This is a genomic window from Streptomyces sp. NPDC002265, assembly GCF_040296125.1.
Lineage (GTDB): Bacteria > Actinomycetota > Actinomycetes > Streptomycetales > Streptomycetaceae > Streptomyces.
In genome coordinates, this window is the sequence record NZ_JBEOWS010000222.1 from 1 (window position 1) to 16368 (window position 16368).

General features: G+C 70.0%; 10 protein-coding genes. 7 read left to right on the forward strand and 3 right to left on the reverse strand.

Annotated elements, in window-relative coordinates; genetic code table 11:
• Nucleotides 1-50: 50 nt before the first annotated feature.
• On the reverse strand, nucleotides 51-1694 hold the full coding sequence (locus ABT085_RS30810; RefSeq protein ID WP_351615129.1) for a peptidoglycan-binding protein: 1644 nt from the start codon (nucleotides 1692-1694) through the stop codon (nucleotides 51-53).
• A 738-nt stretch (nucleotides 1695-2432) separates the two neighbouring features.
• Complete coding sequence (locus tag ABT085_RS30815) at nucleotides 2433-2915, reverse strand: SHOCT domain-containing protein (RefSeq protein WP_351615138.1); 483 nt, start codon at nucleotides 2913-2915, stop codon at nucleotides 2433-2435.
• A 330-nt stretch (nucleotides 2916-3245) separates the two neighbouring features.
• On the opposite strand from ABT085_RS30815, the gene ABT085_RS30820 reads away from it, so the two are divergent.
• The 4 genes from ABT085_RS30820 (at nucleotide 3246) to ABT085_RS30835 (ending at nucleotide 10089) form a co-directional block, all read left to right on the forward strand.
• Nucleotides 3246-3608, forward strand: coding sequence for a carboxymuconolactone decarboxylase family protein (locus ABT085_RS30820; RefSeq protein WP_351615141.1), 363 nt, complete (start codon nucleotides 3246-3248; stop codon nucleotides 3606-3608).
• A 242-nt stretch (nucleotides 3609-3850) separates the two neighbouring features.
• Nucleotides 3851-4843, forward strand: coding sequence for a polyphosphate kinase 2 family protein (locus ABT085_RS30825; RefSeq protein ID WP_351615143.1), 993 nt, complete (start codon nucleotides 3851-3853; stop codon nucleotides 4841-4843).
• A gap of 70 nt (nucleotides 4844-4913) precedes the next feature.
• Nucleotides 4914-7646 carry a cation-translocating P-type ATPase gene (locus tag ABT085_RS30830; RefSeq protein ID WP_351615146.1) on the forward strand — a complete coding sequence of 911 codons (2733 nt, stop codon included), beginning with the start codon at nucleotides 4914-4916 and terminating at the stop codon, nucleotides 7644-7646.
• A gap of 628 nt (nucleotides 7647-8274) precedes the next feature.
• Nucleotides 8275-10089 (forward strand): SulP family inorganic anion transporter, encoded by a 1815-nt coding sequence (locus ABT085_RS30835; RefSeq protein ID WP_351615157.1) that lies wholly within the window; start codon nucleotides 8275-8277, stop codon nucleotides 10087-10089.
• Between the two features lie 4 nt (nucleotides 10090-10093).
• Here ABT085_RS30835 and ABT085_RS30840 read toward each other — a convergent pair whose 3' ends face one another.
• On the reverse strand, nucleotides 10094-10945 hold the full coding sequence (locus ABT085_RS30840) for a hypothetical protein (protein WP_351615148.1): 852 nt from the start codon (nucleotides 10943-10945) through the stop codon (nucleotides 10094-10096).
• Nucleotides 10946-11320: 375 nt separating this feature from the next.
• Between ABT085_RS30840 and ABT085_RS30845 the strand changes: the two genes are divergently transcribed.
• The 3 genes from ABT085_RS30845 to ABT085_RS30855 all read left to right on the forward strand — a co-directional run bounded on the left by ABT085_RS30845 (nucleotide 11321) and on the right by ABT085_RS30855 (nucleotide 16326).
• Nucleotides 11321-12700, forward strand: a complete 1380-nt coding sequence (locus tag ABT085_RS30845) for a ricin-type beta-trefoil lectin domain protein (RefSeq protein WP_351615151.1) — start codon at nucleotides 11321-11323, stop codon at nucleotides 12698-12700.
• Nucleotides 12701-12848: 148 nt separating this feature from the next.
• Nucleotides 12849-15008 carry a pectate lyase-like domain-containing protein gene (locus tag ABT085_RS30850; RefSeq protein WP_502982837.1) on the forward strand — a complete coding sequence of 720 codons (2160 nt, stop codon included), beginning with the start codon at nucleotides 12849-12851 and terminating at the stop codon, nucleotides 15006-15008.
• 25 nt (nucleotides 15009-15033) lie between these two features.
• Nucleotides 15034-16326 (forward strand): ThuA domain-containing protein, encoded by a 1293-nt coding sequence (locus ABT085_RS30855; RefSeq protein WP_351615154.1) that lies wholly within the window; start codon nucleotides 15034-15036, stop codon nucleotides 16324-16326.
• Nucleotides 16327-16368 lie beyond the last annotated feature (42 nt).

The window sequence follows — 16368 nt, forward strand, 5'->3', positions numbered from 1 at the left end:
GCGGGCCGGGCTGGACGGACCACGTCGGCGGGACGGCCCGGCGGGGCAGGTCAGCGGACCCGGATGAAGACCACGTCGTAGCCGCTCGCGGTGGAGCGGTTCTTGACGTAGACGCCGTCCTTGCCGCCGTTGGGGTTGGTGGTGTTGCCCTCGACGGCGGTGAAGCCGGCGCCGCCGCTCACCGAGCGCACGATGCCGATGTGCTCATGGCCGCCGGTGAAGTCGCTGCCGCCGTTCCAGTCGTAGGCCACGATGTCGCCGGGCTGCGGGCTGTTCGTCACCGACAGGTGGTAGTTGCCGGCCCGCGCCTGCTTGACCCAGCCCGAGACATAGCTGTTGCGGTAGGAGGTGGCGCCGGTCTGCTGGGCCACCCAGCTCACGAACGTCGCGCACCAGGCGTAGTTGTTCGTGGACAGGGACAGGCCCACGGCCGCGCCGTAGCTGTTCGCCCGGGCGCTGCCCTCCACCGTGCCGACCTCGGCCGCGGCGACGTCGTAGATCTTGCTGTAGCCGCCGCCGGGCGGGGGCGTGGTCGGCGGGGTGACCGCGCCGTACAGCGCCGCCTTGGTGTTCGGTCCGACCTGGCCGTCGACCGACAGGCCCTTCTCGGACTGGAAGTCGCGCACCGCGGCGTCGGTCATCGGTCCGAAGTCGCCGTCCACGGCCAGGTCGGCGCCGTGGTGGTTGAGCAGGCTCTGCAACTCGGTGACGCAGCCGCTCTTCTGGCCCTTGACGATGTTCGCCGGGCACGAGGCGGAGTTCAGGTTGATCGGCGCCGGTGCGCCGTTGCCGCCGCCACCGCCGATGTTGGAGTACAGGGCGGCCTTGGTGTTCGGGCCGACCTGACCGTCGACGGACAGGCCGCTCGCGGACTGGAAGGACTTCACGGCCGCCAGGGTCAGCGGACCGAACTCGCCGTCCACGTCCAGGTGCTGGCCCTTGCCGTTGAGCAGGGCCTGAAGGGTGGCGACACAACCTCCGCTCTGCCCCTCCGTGATGTTCGCCGGACAGGACGCCGACCGCAGGTCGATTCCGGTCGCGGGCGATTCGTCGGTGTTGTAGAGCTCGGCCTTGGTGTTCGGGCCGACCTGGCCGTCGACCGAGAGGCCGTGCGAGGACTGGAAACTGCGGACGGCGCTTTCCGTGGCCGGGCCGAAATCGCCGTCCACGTCGATCGAGTAGCCGTAGTGGCGGAGCAGCCGCTGGAGTTCGGTGACGCAGCCGCTCTTGTTGCCCTGGACGATGTTCGCCGGGCAGGACGAGGACAGCAGATTGATCGGCGCGGGCGCCGATCCTCCGGTCGCGTACAGCTTCGCCTTGGTCTGCGGACCCACCAGCCCGTCCACCGCGATCGCGGTGGCGGCCTGGTACTCACGGACCGCGTAGAGGGTGGCCGGGCCGAACTCGCCGTCCACCGTCAGTCCGGCACCGTGCGCGTTGAGCAGGTTCTGGAGTTCCGTGACGCAGCCGCTGACCTGGCCCTTCTGGATCACGCTGGGGCAGGACGAGGAGGTCAGCTTGATCGGCGCGGGCGCTGCCATCGCCGGAACGGCACCGATCAGGGCGATCGTCGAGACCATCGTCGTGGTCGCCGCGAGAACACCGACGCGGGCACGCCAGCCCGGTCTCGCGCTCTTGCTGCCGCGGTTCTGGGCGTGGGGTCTGCCGGCAGGAGCGTCAAGTACGTTTCTCATGACTGCGAAATGTCCCCTTCAGCGGATCTGCGGATTACCGGCCGTACTCGCACCCCGGCACATGCCTGCCATAGGCACGGAATTCGGCGGGCGTGGAGAGGTTGCAATGTCTGTCCGCGTCGGCGCTTTTACGAGCCGACGATTGCCGCATGTAGTCATGCGGTTACGGTCGTCGTCGAATGACTTGAATCGGCCTGCTATTCCGCGCATGACGGTGACAGGTCAAGTGCGCGTACACAATCCTGTGCGACGCAACTGGCTGGATCACGCCGTGATCCGTGGCCGATAAAAAGCGGCGGGTTGACGGCCTTTGAAGTTTCGACCCATTTCAGTGGTACGGATCATTGCGTCGGATCCGAAGGCGGCGTGACCTGTTTGCCGCCGAAACGCGGAAGCCCCGCCCCGGATCATCCGGGGCGGGGCTTGTCGGAGCGCCGGGCAGGCCTTGCACCTGCATTTCCCCGCAGGAAGCGGGGCGTCTTTCCTTGGACCACCAACGCGTGGAGCGTGTCTCGCGTTTCCGCGTCTCGCTCTAGATCGACTATAGCCTGTTCGGGGCCGGTCGGGAAAGCCCAGGTGAACCGGGCGCGACCGGCCGGCGCGGGCCGCCCGACGAGACGGTCCCCGGCACCGCGTCGACCGGTACCGAGGACTCGTACGACTCGTATGACTCATACGACTCGTGGGACTTGTGGGACTCGGGCGACTCGGGCGACTCGGGCGCGAGCAGGCTGCGGGTCAGGGCCGCGGCACCCCGCCGGAGGGTTCGGTGGTGGCGGTCGCGGCGGCCCGGCCCTGCGGGGCGCTGTCGGTCAGGACCAGTTCCTTCGCCCGCCGGAACTCCTCCTCCGTGATCGCGCCGCTCGCCTTCAGGTCCGACAGCTTGGCCAGCTCGTCGGCGCTGTTGGGCCGGGCACCGGCGGCCGTCTGCTCGATGTAGGAGTCGAACTGCTTGCGCTGTTCGCGGGCCTGTTCCAGCTCGCGGCGGCCCATGTCCCTGCCGCGGGCGATGAGGTAGACGAAGACGCCCAGGAACGGCAGCAGGATGACGAAGACCAGCCAGCCGGCCTTGCCCCAGCCGCCCATGTCGTCGTCGCGGAAGATGTCGAAGATGATCCTGAAGAGCAGGAACAGCCACAGGATCCAGAGCCCCAGCCACAGCATGGTCCAGAAGAGGCTCAGCAGCGGGTAGTCGTAGGCGAGATACACCTGTGTGGTCATGTCGTGCCTCCGTTTGGGCGACCGTCTCTCCGCTCCGGCCGTTCGGGCCGGGCCGGCGGAGGTGCGTCCTCCGGTCAGCGACCATGGTGCCCCCTGGAAGTCCACTCGGCATCCGGCCGCACGGACGCCCCGGGCCGCGCGCCGGCCCCCTCCGGCTCGTCCCGACCGCTGTGGCCAGGGCATATCAGCCGCCGCGGGGTCGCCCGTTCGGGCCAGCGGGCGCAACACCCGGACCGCACCTACGCTGAGAGGGCCACCCGCCGACCCGCAGGTGTTCCCGCGGTCGGCGGGCAGTGCGTCTGACTCCCCCACACCGAAAGGCGGTCCCCTATGGCCACCGCGTCCGACGCTCCCGTCCTCGACACGCTAGCCGCCATGACCATCGACTCCATCGAGCGCTGCGGCATGGACGAGAGAACGCTGATCCTCACCCGTATCGCCGCCCTCGTGGCCATGGACGCACCCGCGATCTCCTACCTGGCGCACATCAACCCGGCGGTCAAGGCCGCCCTGACGGTCGAGGAACTCCAGGACGTCCTCATCGCGATCGCCCCCGTCGTGGGCACCCCACGGGTGATGTCGGCCGCGAGCCACATCACCCAGGCGTTCGGTGTCGCCATGGAGCTGGCCGAGGCCGAGGCCGAGGCCATCGCCAACGCCGAGGCCGAAGCCCAGAGCCACCGCCACTCCTGACCCCTCCTGAGGGGACGGTCGCGTCCGCGACCGGGTTCCGGGCCACAGGAGAGGGCATCGCCCCCGAACGCCGTACCGGTGTTCGGGGGCGATGCATGCCGTGGGTCCACCGGGCCGGCTCCAGCGGGCGATCTTGCCGGGCCGACCCGAGAATGAGCGGGAACACCCGCTCGCCGCCATGGCGCGAGGCGGGTCTGCGCGGTCCGGAGGTCGTCGGCCATGGAATCAGGAGCTGATCCGTGATGACGGACGAGAGAGCCGAACGCATCGCCGACTTCATCGCCCCGCTGCGGGTCAAGCCGGGCTCGAAGGTCCGGCTGGGCCGGGACTTCGACCCCCGTTTCAAGGCCGGAGTCAAGAAGCGGGACGGAGCCGAGATGCTGCGGGCCGGGGTGACCCTGCTGGCCGAGTACCAGGAACGGCTGGCCGCCCAGGACACGTACGGCGTGCTGCTGTGCCTCCAGGCGCTCGACGCCGGAGGCAAGGACGGGACGATCCGTCATGTGATGAGCGGCGTCAATCCGCAGGGCGTGCGAGTGAGCAGCTTCAAGGTGCCCTCCGCCGAGGAACTCGACCACGACTATCTCTGGCGCTACGCCCAGCGGCTCCCCGAACGGGGCGAGATCGCCATCTTCAACCGGTCGCACTACGAGGAGGTGCTCGTCGTACGGGTGCACCCCGAGCTCCTCCTCCGGCAGAAGCTGCCCGACGGCTCGCACGGGTCGGACCTGTGGCAGCGGCGCTACCAGGAGATCAACAACTGGGAGCGCTACCTCACGGACAACGGGTTCAAGGTGGTGAAGGTCTTCCTGAACCTGTCGAAGGAGGAGCAGCGCACCCGCTTCCTCAAGCGCCTCGACCTGCCGGAGAAGAACTGGAAGTTCTCCGCCGCCGATGTCCGCGAGCGGCAGTTCTGGGACGACTACCAGGACGCGTTCTCCCGGATGCTGTCGGCCACGAGTACGAAGTGGGCTCCCTGGTACGTGGTGCCGGCGGACCGGAAGTGGTTCGCACGGATCTGCACGGCGGCGATCCTCGCGCACACCCTGATGGACATCGACCCGCAGTACCCGGTGGTGGCGGAGAAGGCGCGCAAGGAACTGCTCGCCACCAGAAAGGAGCTGGTGGCGGAGGCGCCCCCCGGCGTTCCCGCCGACCCGTACGCGGCAGAACATCCCCCGAAGAACGCGCAGACGTCCGACGCCGGGGCGCCGGCCGGGAAGAAGCGCCGTTAGGCCGCCGACAGGGCCGGGCGGGACCGGCCGTGCAGGTCAGCGCAGGGCGACGACGGTGCAGGAGGATTCCGTGGGCGAACAGTCAGTGGCCGCTCAGGACGCTCGGGACGGCTGGTACGCGCGCTCCCCCGAGGAGGTCGTACGCGCCCTCGGCGTCGATCCGGCGGCCGGGCTCACCGCGGCGAGGGCCGCCGAACTGCACACCGCGCACGGCCCCAACGCGCTCCCCGAGGAGGCCAGGACTCCGGCCTGGCGCCGGTTCCTCGGGCAGTACCGCAGCTACATGCAGATCGTCCTGGTGGTCGCGGCGGTGGTCTCGCTGCTCATCAAGGAGTGGACCACCGCGGTGCTGCTGTTCGCCCTGACCCTGCTGAACGCGGTCGTGGGACTGCGTCAGGAGGGCAAGGCCGAGAGCGCGATGAACGCCCTGAAGTCGATGATGAAGGCCACGGCCCGGGTACGCAGGGACGGCACCGAGGCGCACATCCCCGCGGAGCAGCTCGTCGTCGGCGACATCGTGCTCATCTCGGCCGGTGACCAGGTCCCGGCGGACGGACGCATCATCGAGGCCAGCGCGCTCCAGATCGACGAGTCGGCGCTCACCGGCGAGAGCCTGCCCGCCTCGAAGGACACCGCCACACTGCCGGGCGGACAGGACCTGCCGCCGGGCGACCGGACCAACACGGCGTTCATGAACACCCCGGTCACCCATGGCAGCGGGCTGCTGGTGGTGACCGCGATCGGCGCCGACACAGAACTCGGCAAGATCTCCGGACTGCTGTCCGCCACCGAGAAGGAGGTACCGCCGCTCACCAAGGAACTCGACACGCTGACGCTGTGGATCACGGGAGCGGCGGGGCTCACGATGGTCGTGATGTTCGCCCTGGGGCGCAACCGGGGCCAGGCCTGGGACACCCTGTTCGTCAGCGCGGTCTCCCTGGCCATCGCCGCCATTCCCGAGGCCCTGCCCACGGTGACCCAGGCGATCCTTTCCGTCGGAAGTCTCAACCTGGCCAGACGCAACGCCATCGTCAAGGAACTGCCGTCGGTCGAGACGCTGGCGTTCACGTCGGCGATCAACTCGGACAAGACCGGCACCCTGACGATGAACCAGATGACGGCCGTCGAGGTGCTCAGTCCCACCGACAAGTACACCGTCTCGGGCACGGGATACGGGCTGGAGGGGAAGGTCCACCATGCGGCAGGATCCTCCGCGGGCATCGAGGACGCGATCCTTCCGTACGTCCTGGCCAGTGACGCGAAGCTGGTCGACGGCCGGGTGGTGGGCGACCCCACCGAAGGAGCGCTGCTGGTGCTGGCCCACAAGGCGGGGCTGGACACGGACACGACCAGGGAGGGTCTCCCCCGCCTCGCGACCCTGCCGTTCGACCCCGAGTACAAACTGATGGCCACCTTTCACTCGGCGCTCGACGCCGGGGGCCGGCCGGTCGTCCGCTGCTTCGTCAAAGGCGCGGCGCCGGCGGTCATGGCCCGGGTCGACAGCGCGCTCGCGGCGGGCGAGACCGTGCCGTGGGACGCCGGGCTGCTGGGCCGGGCGCAGGCGCAGATCGAGCGGATGGGCGGCGAGGGACGCCGGGTGATGGCCGCGGCCACCCGGGACCTCGACCCGGCCGCCTTCGATCCGGACGGCGACCTGCTCGGCTATGTCGACGGGCTGCGGATGAGCAGCCTCGTGGCGATGGTGGACCCGCCCCGCGAGGAGTCGAAGTCCGCCGTGGCGGACGCTCAGGCCGCGCACATCCGGGTCCGGTTGGTGACCGGCGACGACGTCACCACCGGGGCGGCGATCGCCCGGCAGATCGGCATCCCCGGTGAGGCGGTGCTCGGCGCCGACTTCGCCGCGATGAGCGAGACGGAGCGGATGGCCCGGATCGACGACATCGGTGTCCTGGGGCGGGTCGCGCCGGAGCACAAGGTGCTGCTCGCCGACACGCTGAAGAAGAAGGGCGACGTCGTCGCGATGACCGGGGACGGTGTCAACGACGCGCCCGCCATCAAGGCCGCCGACATCGGCATCGCGATGGGCAGCGGCACGGACGTGGCGAAGACCGCCAGCCGCATGATCCTCTCCGACGACAACTTCGCCACCATCGTCTACGCCGTGGAACAGGGCCGGACGATCTACGACAACCTCACCAAGTACATCCGGTTCGTGCTGCTTCTGCTGGTCACGTTCGTGCTGACGTTCCTCGGCGCCACCGTCTTCAACATCGCCGCGGGAGAGCCCTTCACCCCGCCGCAGGTGCTGTGGATCCACTTCGTGGTCAACGCCTCCTTCGGCTTCGCGCTCGGCTTCGACCAGGAGAGCCCGGGGCTGATGCGCCGCAGACCGCGTCCGCGCGGGGAGACGGTGCTCACCCGGTCCGTGCTCCTCACGGTGGGGCTCTCCGGGCTGGCGATCACCTGCGTCCTGCTCGGGCTGATCAAGCTGGGACAGGCCCACTTCGGCAGCACCGCGACAGGTCAGTCGATCGCGTTCACCGCGTTCGCCCTCTGTCTGATCGTGGCCGCGTTCGAATGCCGCAGCGAGACGGACTCGGTGCTGACCTCCTCCACGTTCGACAGCAGGCAGATGAACTGGGTGGCCCTGGCGCAGCTGGTGCTCTCGGTCCTGGTGACGCAGTTGGACGGGTTCCGCCGCATGCTGGGGACCACCTCGATCAACGCCCGTCAGTTCGGCTGGGCCCTGCTGTCGGCCGTGGCCCTGCTGGCGGTGTGGGAGCTGGGCAAGCTGGTGGCCCGCCTACGGATGGATGAGGGACGGCGGGTGAGCGGCAGGTGAGCGGGGGTCACCGGACGGAACCGGTCCCGGTGCGACCGATCCCGGTACGGGCGTCGCGGCTGCGCAAGGTCCCGACGGGACGCGTCCGGCCGGGCAGGTTCCGGCTGGGAAAGATCCGACTGGGCAGGATCCGGATGAGCAAGGTCCGGATGGGCACGATCCGGCTGCGACGGTTCCGCATGGGGAGGGTCCGGCTGGGCAGGATCCGGCTGCGGCGCCTCTGGCTGCGCCGGATCCGAGCGAGGCGGATCCTGACGGAACGCGTCCCGGGGCAGCACATCCGGACAGGATGGATCCTGGCGGAGAACCTCCTGACGGACCACATCCGGATGGGGTGGATCCGGAGGGGTTGGCCCCGGACGGGTCGGCCTCGGACGGAGGGTGTCCAGACGGAGACCATCCGGACCGGGGCCGTCCGAGCGGGGACCGTACGGACAGGAGCCGTCCGGACAGAAGCCGTCCGAGCGGAAACCGTCTGGGCAGGAGCCGTTCGGACAGGAGCCGTCCGGGCGAGGCGGATCCTGGCGGAGCACATCCGCGCGGGGCGGATCCGGGCGGGGCGGATCCTGGCGAGGCGAAGGGACGGTCCGTGACCCACCCGCACGGCAGCCGCACGGTCGCGTCCCGGCTGCGGGCCCGGCTGCGGGCCGTTCCCGGGATCCGTGCGCTGTCGTCGTACCGGCGCGAGTGGCTGGTCAAGGACCTGGTCGCGGGCGTCGTCCTGACCACGCTGCTGGTGCCGCAGGGCATGGCGTACGCCGAACTGGCGGGCCTGCCGAGCATCACCGGCCTGTACACCACGATCCTCTGCCTGATCGGCTACGCGGTGTGCGGGCCGTCGCGCATTCTGGTGCTGGGCCCGGACTCCTCGCTGGGGCCGATGATCGCCGCCACCGTGCTGCCCCTGGTGGCGGCGGGCGGGGATGCCGACCGGGCGGTCGCGCTCGCCTCGGTGCTCGCGCTCATGGTCGCGGCGATCATGATCCTGGCGTCGGTGGCGAAGCTCGGCTTCATCGCCGACCTGATCTCCAAACCGACGATGATCGGCTATATGAACGGCCTGGCCCTCACCATCCTGATCGGCCAGCTGCCCAAACTGCTCGGGTTCAAGGTCGAGGCGGACACCCTGATCGGGGAGTGCGCCGGCCTGGTGCGGGGGCTGGCCGGCGGAGCGGTGGTACCGGCCGCGGCCGCGGTCGGGATCTGCGGGATCCTGCTGATCCTGGTGCTGCAACGGCTGGTGCCGAAGGTACCCGCGGTGCTTGTGATGGTGGTCCTCGCGATCGCCGCCGCCGCGCTCTTCCACCTCGGCGAGCACGGCGTCGACCTGGTCGGTGTACTGCCCTCGGGTTTCCCCCCGTTCACGATCCCTCAGGTCCGACTGGCCGATCTGGCGCCGCTGTTGGGCGGCGCGCTGGGCATCGCCCTGGTGTCACTGGCCGACACGATCTCCAACGCGTCGGCCTTCGCGGCCCGTACCGGGCAGGAGGTCCGGGGCAACCAGGAGATGGCCGGAGTGGGGGCGGCCAATCTGGCGGCCGGCCTCTTCCAGGGCTTCCCGGTCAGCACCAGCGGATCCCGTACGGCCGTGGCGGAGCGGGCGGGAGCCAGGAGTCAGCTCACCGGCCTGGTGGGGGCCGCGCTCATCGTCCTCATGCTCGTGCTGGTCCCGGGCATGTTCCGCGATCTTCCCCAGCCGGCCCTCGCCGCCGTCGTGATCACCGCGTCGCTGTCCCTGGCCGATGTGCCGGGGACAGTACGGCTGTGGCGGCAGCGCAGGGCGGAGTTCCTGCTGTCGGTCGCGGCCTTTCTCGGCGTGGCGCTGATCGGTGTCCTGCCGGGGATCGCCATCGCCGTGGCGCTGTCCGTCCTGAACGTCTTCCGGCGCGCCTGGTGGCCGTACAACACCGTGCTGGGACGGGTGGAGGGGCTGGAGGGCTATCACGACGTCCGTTCATACCCGGACGCCGGCCGGCTTCCCGGGCTGGTGATCTACCGGTTCGACGCACCGCTGTTCTTCGCCAACGCCAGGACCTTCCGCGACGCGATCCGGCGGATGGCGCGCGCCGAGCCGCGGCCGCGCTGGATCGTGATCGCCGCGGAGCCGATGACCGATGTGGACACCACCGCCGCCGACGTCCTCCAGGAGCTGGACGTGGCACTCAACGCCGAGCACGTCCATCTGGTGTTCGCCGAGCTGAAGGACCCCGTGCGGCGCAAGATCGAGCAGTACGGGCTCACCCGCACCATCGATCCGCGTCACTTCTTCCCCACCGTGGAGGCCGCCGTCGCCGCCTTCCGGCTGAGCACCGACGCGGAGTGGACGCCGCCCGCAGGCCAGGGCCCTCCCTTGCCCGCCCCCGAACCGCCGCCCGCCGCCCCCGAACCACCCACCGGTTCCGGCCCCGGCCTCGCGGGTCCTCCCCCGGACCAGGAGCGGTGAGCCGTCAATCCTGAGCCGCACCGGCCTTTTGGGCGGCACCGGCCTCCTGGGCGTGGCGCTCCTCGATGCGCGCGACGACACGCTGCCGGGCCAGCCTGCGAGCCGTGTTCAGCCTTGCGTCGGCGGCGAGCAGCGGAACCCACAGCAGCCACCCCCAGAGGCTGTAGGTCACCACGCCCGTCTCGACGAGCACGCGGTTCACCGTGAGGGCCGCCAGGGGGGTGGCCACGTACAGGGCGGCGCGGTGGGTCAGCAGGAGGCGCAGGGGTGCGTTGGCCCGGCCCTGGAGCAGTTCGAGGGCCGCCGCGAGTTCCGCCGCCTTCAGGTCCTCTCCGCCGGCGTCGGACGCGCCCTCGCGGGAGGCGCCGGAACGCAGCGCGTCGACGACCTGTTCGTTGAGCTCGGCCGTCTCGGCCTGCCGTATCTCGCTCCGGCCGACAGCGGCGACGAAGTCGTCCCAGTACCCTCGGCCGGCCCAGCTCAGGGCGTCGTCGACGCGCTCGCGGTACGGCGACCCGGCCGGGGCCAGCTCGTCGATGCGTGCCCTCAGCGAGCGGACGCGTGCGGCCCGGGCCGGGTGGTCGAACGCGTCGGCGCGCAGACACAGTTCGAGGTAGCACACGTGCAGGCCGAGATCGTCCGGGGCCAGTGCGAGGCCCTTGCGATAGGCGCGCTCGGCCTCGGCGTCGTGGTCGTCCTCGTCCTCCGCGGCGTGGGCCTGACCCAGCCAGCGGTAGAGCGTCGCGGACGGCCCCGCCTCGTCGAGTCCCGTCTGCGCCGTGCGTCGGACGGCCGCGAAGCCACCGACGGCGAAAAGCTCCGAACACCGCTGCGCGTACGGCTGTGCCGCTTCCATGTCCCACTCCTGTCGCGCGGACGGGCGCTCTCGGTCGTCACGGGGTTCCCGTCACAGCCGAAGCCCAAGATCCACACAGGATATGAGCATGCCACACCCGGAGCGGGCGGTGCGCCCGCGCACCCGCCCCCGACCTGACGTCGGTTCGCGATCGGCCACGACGGCAACTCCGGTCACCGACAGGGCTTCTGACACCTATGCGCCTTCAACTCATTGCAGGCGCGGGCGAATTCCGGCGCAGCTTTGCTTCACATCTTGACGACTCTGGTTCAGACCTTTAGGTTCCCGAGCACCGCGGTTCCATGAATGCGCTCATCGTTCATGGATGTGAACACCCCCCACCATCAGCCTCCAGCGGAAGACTGTGACTTCCTGATGACCAGACGACTCCCGGCACGCTCCGTCGTGCTGCGCGGAACGCTGACCACCGCCCTGCTCGCGCTCTCGGCCGGCGCCCTCGGCACGGCCTCCGCCGCCGCGGCCACCGGCACGATCACGGGCCTCGCGGGCAAGTGCCTCGACGTGGCCGGTGCGAACACGGCGAACGGTACGGCCGTACAGCTCTACGACTGCAACGGCACCGCCGCCCAGCAGTGGACGGTCGGCACCGACGGGACGGTCCGGGCGCTCGGCAAGTGCCTTGACGTCACCGGCAATTCGACCGTCAACGGGGCCAGGCTCCAACTGTGGGACTGCACCGGCGGTGCCAACCAGCGGTGGACGGTCACCGCGGCGCGCGACCTCGTCAACCCGCAGGCCGACAAGTGCGCGGACGTCACGGGCAACACCTCCGCGAACGCGACCCCGATCCAGCTCTGGACCTGCACCGGCAGCGCCAACCAGAAGTGGACCGCGCCCGCGGCCGGCGGCGGCACGACACCCGCCGCTCCGATGGCCGTCGCACCGTACCTGTACAACGGGTGGGGCAACCCGCCCAGCCCCACCACCGTCATGAACGCCACCGGCGTCAAGTGGTTCACGCTGGCGTTCGTGCTCAGCAACGGCTACTGCAACCCGCAGTGGGACGGCAGCCGCGCCCTGACCGGCGGCGTCGACCAGCAGACGGTCACCACCGTGCGCGCGGCCGGCGGTGACGTCATCCCGTCGTTCGGCGGCTACAGCGGCAACAAGCTGGAGAGTTCCTGTTCCAGCGCCGGGGAGCTGGCGGCCGCGTACCAGAAGGTCGTCAACGCCTACGGTCTCAAGGCGATCGACATCGACATCGAGGCCGACGCCTACAGCAGCGCGACGGTCCAGCAGCGCACGGTGGACGCGCTGAAGACCGTCAAGGCCAACAACCCGGGCCTCAAGGTGTACGTCACCATCGGCACCGGGCAGAACGGCCCCGACACGAGTCTGATCAACCGGGCCGCGGCGTCCGGACTGACCGTGGACAGCTGGACGATCATGCCGTTCGACTTCGGCGGCGCGGGACAGAACATGGGCACGCTCACCCAGCGGGCCGCCGAAGGCCTCAAGACCGCGCTCAGGAACGCGTACGGCTACAGCGACGACCAGGCGTACCGCGACATGGGCATCTCCTCCATGAACGGGATCACCGACCAGAACGAGACGGTGACCGTCGCCGACTTCCAGGCGATCCTCGGCTACGCGCAGCAGCACCACCTGGCCCGGCTGACGTTCTGGTCCGTCAACCGCGACCGTCCCTGCACCGGCGGCGTCGCCGACAGCTGCTCCGGGGTGAGCCAGCAGAACTGGGACTACACCCGCGTTTTCGCGAAGTACACCGGCTGACCCTCCCCACGTCGGGATCCACACCGCCCGGGTCCCGCACCTCCCGGGCCTCGCACCGCCAACCCCCCACCACTCCAGGAGAGTTCCTGTGCCCAGATCCAGCAGACCGCCGTCCGGCCGTCCCCGGACGCCGAGGACGGTGTCCCTGATCGCCGTCGTGGCCGCGACGGTGTCGGGGGTGACCCTCACCGCGCAGGACCAGGCGTCCGCCGCGGCCGCCGCGCTGCCCACCGGCTGGGCCACCGTCGTCAACGCGGGCAGCGGCAAGTGCGTCGACGCCCGCGCGGCCGGCACGGCGGACGGCACCGTCGTCCAGCAGTACACGTGCAACAGCAGCCAGGCCCAGCAGTGGCGGCTGACGGCCACCTCCGGCGGCTACGCCCGGGTGGACGGCCGCAACGACGCCACCAAGTCCTGGGACGTCACCGGTGTCTCGACCGCCGACAGCGCGCCGGTGCAGCTGTGGACGTACGGCGGCGGCAACAACCAGCAATGGCAGGCCGTCGCAGAGGCGAGCGGCGCGTACCACTTCGTGAACCGCAACAGCGGCAAGTGCCTGGACGTGCCGAGCGCGTCCACCGCGGACAGCGTGCAGCTCCAGCAGTACACCTGCAACGGCACGGCGGCGCAGTCCTTCTTCGTCGATCCCGTCGACGCGACACCGCCGCCCGGCACCCCGGACCTCGGCCCGAACGTCACCGTCTTCGATCCGTCGACGCCCGCCGCCACCATCCAGAGCAGCCTCGATGCGGCCTTCGCACAGCAGGAGACCAACCAGTTCGGCACCGCCCGCAAGGCCTTCCTGTTCAAGCCCGGCACCTACGACGCCAACGCCAACGTCGGCTTCTACACCCAGGTCGCGGGGCTCGGCCTCTCCCCCGACGACGTGAACATCCGCGGTTCGGTGCACGCCGAGGCCGACTGGTTCCAGGGCAACGCCACCCAGAACTTCTGGCGTTCGGCGGAGAACCTGTCGGTGACCCCGACGGGCGGCGCGGACCGCTGGGCGGTGTCGCAGGCGGCCCCGTACCGGCGGATGCATCTGCGCGGCAACCTCGCCCTGGACGACGGCGGTTGGTCCAGCGGCGGCTACATGGCCGACACGAAGATCGACGGGCAGGTCAACTCGGGCTCGCAGCAGCAGTGGCTGTCGCGCAACACCGAGTGGGGCAGCTGGACCGGCTCCAACTGGAACATGGTCTTCGTCGGCGCCAGGAACGCGCCTACCAACAGCTTCCCCAGCCCGCCGTACACCACCGTCGCCCAGGCGCCGGTCACCCGGGAGAAGCCCTTCCTGTACGTGGACGCGGCGGGCGCCTGGAAGGTGTTCGTGCCCGCCGAACGCACGAACACCAGCGGGACCACCTGGAGCGCCGGCACCCCGGCGGGCACCTCGCTGTCCTTGTCCGACTTCTTCGTGGTCAAGCCGGGCGCGACCGCCGCACAGATGAACGACGCGCTCGCCCAGGGCAAGAACCTGCTGGTGACCCCGGGGGTCTACCACCTCGACCAGACGCTGAAGGTGAACCGGGCCGACACGGTCGTGCTGGGCCTGGGGCTGGCGACGCTCGTCCCCGACAACGGGATCACCGCGGTCTCCGTCGCCGACGTCGACGGCGTGCAACTGGCCGGTCTGCTGATCGACGCCGGGACCACCAACTCCGCGCAGCTCATGGAGATGGGACCGAGCGGCTCGGCCGCGGACCACAGCGCCGACCCCAGCTCGCTGCACGACGTGTTCTTCCGGATCGGCGGCGCGGGCGTCGGCAGGGCGACCACCAGCCTGACGGTCAACAGCGACGACGTCATCGGCGACCACCTGTGGCTGTGGCGGGCCGACCACGGCAGCGGGGTGGGCTGGACCAGCAACACGGCCGACACCGGTCTGGTCGTCAACGGCGACGACGTGACGATGTACGGCCTGTTCGTCGAGCACTACCAGAAGTACCAGACGGTCTGGAACGGCAACGGCGGCCGCACGTACTTCTACCAGAACGAGATGCCGTACGACCCGCCCAACCAGGCGTCCTGGATGAACGGTTCCACGCAGGGCTACGCCGCCTACAAGGTGGCCGGCTCGGTGACGAGTCATCAGGTGTACGGCTTCGGCAGCTACTGCTACTTCAACGTCAACCCCGGCGTCGCCGCCGAGCGCGCCATCGAGGCCCCGAACACCGCGAACGTGAAGTTCAAGGACATGGTGACCGTCTCCCTCGGGGGCACCGGGACCATCCGGCACGTCGTCAACGACCGCGGCGGGCCGTCCAACTCCGCCACGAACGTCGCCAACCTCGTCAGCTACCCGTGACCCGCACGGAGAGGACAGTCAGCCGATGAGCACCTTCACTTCCGGTACGGCACGCGCGGCCCTGCGGGTCTTCCTGCTGCTGGCGACCTTGCTCACCCTCGCCGCGCCGCCCGCCGCCCGGGCGAGCACGGCGGCCACCCCGTTCAAGGTGCTGGCGCTGTACAGCGGCACCTGGGACGCGGCGCACATCGACTTCGACAAGGAGGCCAACGACTGGTTCCCGCGGCAGGCCGCGGCGAACGGCTTCACCTACACGTCCAGCACCGACTGGAACCTGCTGAGCAACGGCGGCGTCAACGCCTACCAAGTGGTGCTGTTCCTCGACGACCTGCCGCAGACGGCCGCCCAACGGGCCGGCTTCGAGCAGTACATGAGGGGCGGCGGCGGCTGGCTGGGCTTCCATGTCTCGGCCTTCACCACCGACGCGGCGAGCTGGCCCTGGTACCACGACCAGTTCCTCGGCAGCGGCAACTTCCGCTCCAACACCTGGGGTCCGACCTCGGCCGTGCTGAAGGTCGAGGACCGCACCCAACCGGCCACCAGGAACCTGCCGGCCACGTTCACCTCGGCGGTCAGCGAGTGGTACAGCTGGTCCAACGACCTGCGGCAGAACCCGGACATCAAGATCCTGGCCTCCGTCGACCCCAGCAGCTTCCCGCTGGGCACCGACCCGAACCAGAGCTGGTACAGCGGTTACTACCCGATCCTGTGGACCAACACGAAGTACCGGATGCTGTACGCGAACTTCGGTCACAACGCGATGAACTACGACACGAACACCCGCCTGTCGTCGACGTTCGCGAGCGAGACGCAGAACCGGTTCCTGCTGGACGGTCTGAAGTGGCTGGGCGGGGCCGACGGCACGACCCCGCCGACCGGTCCGGTCTCCGAGACGGCCTGGTACTCGCTGACGAACGACGGCAACGGCACCTGTGTGGACGCCCGTTCGGCCGCCACGGCGAACGGCACCGCGATCCAGCAGTACGCCTGCAACGGCACGCAGGCACAGCAGTTCCGGTTCCGGGCGACCGACAGCGGCTACCGACAGGTCGGCGTACGCCTCAACCCCACACAGGTCATCGACGTGACCGGCGTCTCGACCGCCGACAACGCACCGCTGCAACTGTGGAGTTACGGCGGCGGACAGAACCAGCAGTGGCTGCCGGTCGAGGAGAGCCCCGGGCACTACCGCCTCACCGCCCGGCACAGCGGCAGGTGCCTGACCGCGGCGAGCAGCGCGGCGAACAGCGTGCAGCTCACCCAGCGCACCTGCGACGGCTCCGCCGCACAGCGCTTCACCCTGACGGCACAGCCCTGACCCTGCCCCTGACCATCTGAGCCTGGACAGGGGAACGGCGAG